Source organism: Bacillus cereus group sp. BceL291 (assembly GCF_051776705.1).
In the GTDB taxonomy this organism is placed as follows: Bacteria; Bacillota; Bacilli; order Bacillales; family Bacillaceae_G; genus Bacillus_A; species Bacillus_A cereus.
Map to the genome: position 1 here is coordinate 1 of NZ_JBPWAP010000164.1, position 4,618 is coordinate 4,618.

Below are 4,618 nucleotides of genomic sequence, written 5' to 3' on the forward strand. Positions count from 1 at the left end.
GGGTTTATTTGATATGCCCGCTTTTATAAAATCTACAAAAGATAATAAAAAACTATATGGAAAGACCGCATTTTGTTTGAAAATATACCTTAAGTTGATGGATGTGGGGTATGACCAACATAACGAAGAGTAATGTTTTAGTTGATACTGATAATCGTTATCAACTAATTAGAAGTATACATGATGTCATTTCAAATTTCAATAGCATTTCTAATATTTATTTATGAATTTTATGATATACAAATGTATACATTTTAAGAACTTTTTCTAATACCAATCTGACTCCTTCCATTATCTGCTATAATTTTCATTGAACAGATTAATAACTTCATAATAATGTTTTTATTAATTTCGTTTTAAATATCCATAAATCATAATAAACAGTTTAAATGAGGGTAGGGGTAACGATGAAATATGTTAGTATTCGAAAAAAACTACTGTTCACACTCTTAAGCATTTCTTCTTTATTTAGCATTGCTCTTATTGTTATTCTTTCATTCGCCATGAATCAAGCAAGTGAAATCGAAACGTTAAAAAATGATGTATCAAAAAGAGCGACGATTTTAAAAGAACGTGGCGATTGGTTCCAAGCACAAGTTGCTGGTTTACAAGAATATTTACTATCACATGATCAAAAAGGATTAGATAAGTTCAACCGAGAAGGGAAAAAATTAGCTGATACTAGAGAGAAAGTAACAAGTGACAAGAAGCTCCCAGAAGGAATGAAAGAAGCTATTTTAATGGGGGGAAAATGGCGTAGCGTCATAGATAATGAGGTACTACCTCTTGCTCGTGAAGGAAAATGGGACGAAGCATCCAAAATTGCTTTAGCACAAACAGATTATGTAAATGATCTTTTAGATCGTTTTAATAAATATACAAATGAAGAGAATGAGAAACGTGACGCATTAATTGCTGACGTCGAGTCTTCTTCATCACTTATTCAATATATTATTTTCTTCTCACTCATTACATGTACATTAACGTCTATTTTATTAGCATGGTGGTTCTCTGGTAAACTCGTTAAACCAATTCGACAAATTGATGAGAAGTTAAAAGAATTAGCTTCTCAAGATGGAGATTTAACGGCTAGATTACACGTAACAAGTAAAGATGAAATAGGTGACATTGCAAATTCCTTTAATCAAATGCTCACTAACTTACAGCATATAATAAAACAAGTTCAACAAACATCAACAAGTGTAAAAGAAGCTTCCGAAAATGTATTTATCGAAACGACTGCTTCTATGGAAAATACCGCAAGGACCCAAGAAACTATGAATGCTCTTGAACACAATATTCGTTCACAAGTTTCTAGCATTGAAGAAAGTTCAACTGCAATGGATGACATGGCAACAAGTGTTCAGCGTATCGCTGAGTCCGCCTCTTCTGTTACTAGTTTAGCTGTCACAACTTCAGAAAAAGCAGATGATGGGAATAAAGTCATTGAGAAATCTATTACACAAATGCACACAATTAACGAAGCTGTTAACGCTACATCACAAGTAGTTGAGCGACTCATTACACATACAAATCATATCGATACTGCACTTCAATCTATTTCGAATATCGCCGAGCAAACAAATTTACTCGCTTTAAATGCTTCTATTGAAGCAGCTCGTGCTGGTGAACATGGCAAAGGATTCGCTGTTGTTGCTGATGAAGTTCGAAAACTTGCTGAACAATCTCAACTAGCCGCAACTGACATTAACCATTTACTGCATCAAATTCAAGCCGATACTAAAATAGCAAATGACATGATGACACAAGGTCAAGCAGAAGCTTCTGAAGGAATTACTGTTATTCGTACTGCCGGATCTTCATTCTCAGAAATTGTTAACCACATTAACAAAGTCTCTACGCAAATGCAAGAAATGTCTGCAACTGCTGAAGAGATGGCTGCAAGCTCTGAAGAAATGAACGCAGCTTTAAATAATATCGCCTCTATTTCAAACGAAGTTGCTGCAGAAACATTACAAACAGCACATTCAGCTGGTGATCAAGTAAACAAAATGAGTATCGTGGCTAACAAATCATCTGAAATGAAAACAATCGTACAAGAACTTGAAGTTCTCGTCTCTCATTTCAAAACAAACGCTTAAAGTGAACCTTTCGCTTGTAATGACACAAGCCCAAAGGTATAGGAAAGAAAATTTTACAGTCTCTCTTTTTTCAATTTAAAATATCTCTTTCTATCTCTCATTCCGTCTGCTATAATTCCTAAAGGAAATAAGAAAGCTTTATTCCAACTGGAGTAAAGCTTTCTTTCAATTTTTTACATTTATTAATTCTAATACTAAGATTTCACAAAGGAGGCTTTTAATTATATGAATTTTGTAAGTATCAGAAAAAAACTTATGTTCATGATGGGAACGATTTGCGCTTTATTTGGCATCGCCTTAGCTTTTATTTTATTTTTTGCTATTGACCAATCTCGTAAAGCTGAAACATTACAAAAAGAAATTTCTCCACTGGCAACAGAATTGAAAGAACGTGGAGACGCTTATCAAGTACAGCTATCTGCTTTAAGGGGTTATTTACTACAACATGATCAAGTCGAATTAGACAAGTTTAATGAGATGAGTAAACGTCTTGAGGATTCAAAAGATAAACTTCTTTCTAATCCAAATCTTCCTTCGTCCGTAAAAAGTACAATGGAATTAGGGTCTACTTGGAGAAAGTTCGTTGAAGAAAAAGTATTCACTCTTGCAAAAGAACAAAAATGGGAAGAAGCTTTACAAGTAGCTTCTTCAGAAAACGGAACGGTCTATAAAGTAATTGGTGACTTCACAAATTACAGTAATGAACAAGCTAAATTACGTGAACAATCTATTGAACAAATTGATCAATCTTCACTAGGAATTGAATATGCAGTCTTTCTATCACTTGTTATTTGTATTGTCGTTGCAATTATTCTTGCATGGTGGTTCTCTGGTAAACTTGTGAAACCAATTCAACAAATTGATACAAAACTAAAAGAATTAGCCTCTCAAGAAGGTGACTTAACGGCACGTCTACAAGTAAATAGCAACGATGAAATCGGTGCTATCGCAACATCATTTAATAAAATGTTAGAAAACCTACAACATATCATTAATCGCGTTCAAAAAACATCAGTGGAAGTACAAACCGCTTCTGAAAATATGCTAGAAAAAACGAATACATCACGTGAGGCGACATTAAGAGTCCAAAGCTCGATGTCCAACTTAAATGCAAGTATTCAATCACAAACTTCTAGTATGGAAGAAAGTTCAACTGCAATGGACGATATGGCAGTAAGTGTTCAGCGTATTGCTGAATCTGCTTCATCTGTAGCGGAACTTGCTGTTGCCACATCTGAACATGCTAGCGATGGAAGTACCGTTATCCAAAAATCTGTTTCACAAATGACAACAATACACGAAGCTGTAAATGCTACGTCAGAAGTGGTTGAACGTCTAATCACTCATACGAAATATATTGATACTGCTGTACAATCTATTTCTAATATTGCTGAGCAAACAAACTTACTTGCTTTAAATGCTTCTATTGAGGCTGCTCGTGCTGGCGAGCAAGGAAAAGGATTTGCTGTCGTAGCTGACGAAGTTCGAAAACTTGCTGAACAATCTAAAACAGCTGCAACAGACATTAATCAATTACTACATCAAATTCAAAATGATACAGAAACTGCTAGCTCTATGATGTCTCAAGGCCGTTCTGAAGCATTTGAAGGTATCAATGTTATTCGTGAAGCTGGTACTTCTTTCACAACAATTGTGGAACAAGTAAATAAAGTATCTACTCAAATGCAAGATATATCAGCAACTGCTGAAGAAATGGCTGCAAGTGCTGAAGAAATGAATGCTTCACTTAATAACATCGCTTCTATCTCTACTGAAGTATCCAGCGAAACTGCCGCAACGGCACAATCTGCTGAACAGAAAGTTATCGTTATGAATGAAATGACAGTAACTGCTAGAAAAATGAAACAAACAGTTGAAGAGTTAGATCAGCTCGTATCTCATTTTAAAACAGAATAGATGTTCAAAAAATATCCCTCTTGCGAAGAGGGATATTTTTTTGAGCTCATTTCCTGCACATTATGCTCATTTCCGTTATAATGAGAATCGATATCATTAAAGTGTAGGAGGGGCTGCTTATGTCACAAGAAGCATTTGAAAATAAATTACTTGCCAATTTAGAAGCTGTTATTGACCCTGAACTAGGTGTTGATATCGTTAATCTTGGATTAGTTTATGATGTTACAGCAGATGAAAATAATAATGCTGTCATTACGATGACTATGACTTCTATCGGTTGTCCAATGGCTGGGCAAATCGTATCAGACGTTAAAAAAGTATTATCAACAAACGTACCTGAAGTTAATGAAATAGAAGTAAATGTCGTTTGGAATCCACCGTGGTCGAAAGAACGTATGTCACGTATGGCGAAAATCGCATTAGGTATTCGCGACTAAATAAAGTGGAAATTTCATCATTTGCGGATAGCGGGATAAAGAAAAGACCTGACTAATATGTAATACTGAATGAATGATTGTTATTAATTATATAGTATTAATACACGACGACGTATGTTGTTTAACAACGTAATTTAAAGGTGTATCAACAATTTGGTTGAT

Annotated in this window: 3 protein-coding genes; all 3 read left to right on the plus strand. The window is 34.7% G+C overall.

Going from position 1 to position 4,618, the window contains the following annotated elements; all coding sequences use genetic code 11:
• Window positions 1–407 precede the first annotated feature (407 nt).
• Window positions 408–2,102, plus strand: a complete 1,695-nt coding sequence (locus ACS2CR_RS33515) for a methyl-accepting chemotaxis protein (protein WP_048568699.1) — start codon at window positions 408–410, stop codon at window positions 2,100–2,102.
• Between the two features lie 225 nt (window positions 2,103–2,327).
• A complete protein-coding gene (locus ACS2CR_RS33520) occupies window positions 2,328–4,019 on the plus strand; it encodes a methyl-accepting chemotaxis protein (protein ID WP_001012195.1) in 1,692 nt (563 codons plus the stop codon).
• Between the two features lie 119 nt (window positions 4,020–4,138).
• Entirely contained in the window at window positions 4,139–4,456 is a 318-nt protein-coding gene (locus ACS2CR_RS33525; RefSeq protein ID WP_000076422.1) for a metal-sulfur cluster assembly factor, read from the plus strand.
• Window positions 4,457–4,618: the final 162 nt, after the last annotated feature.

Excerpts from the sequence above, each read along its gene's own strand:
- ACS2CR_RS33515 (WP_048568699.1), top strand. The coding sequence starts at position 408 with ATGAAATATGTTAGTATTCGAAAAAAACTACTGTTCACACTCTTAAGC.
- ACS2CR_RS33520 (WP_001012195.1), top strand. The coding sequence starts at position 2,328 with ATGAATTTTGTAAGTATCAGAAAAAAACTTATGTTCATGATGGGAACG.
- ACS2CR_RS33525 (WP_000076422.1), top strand. The coding sequence starts at position 4,139 with ATGTCACAAGAAGCATTTGAAAATAAATTACTTGCCAATTTAGAAGCT.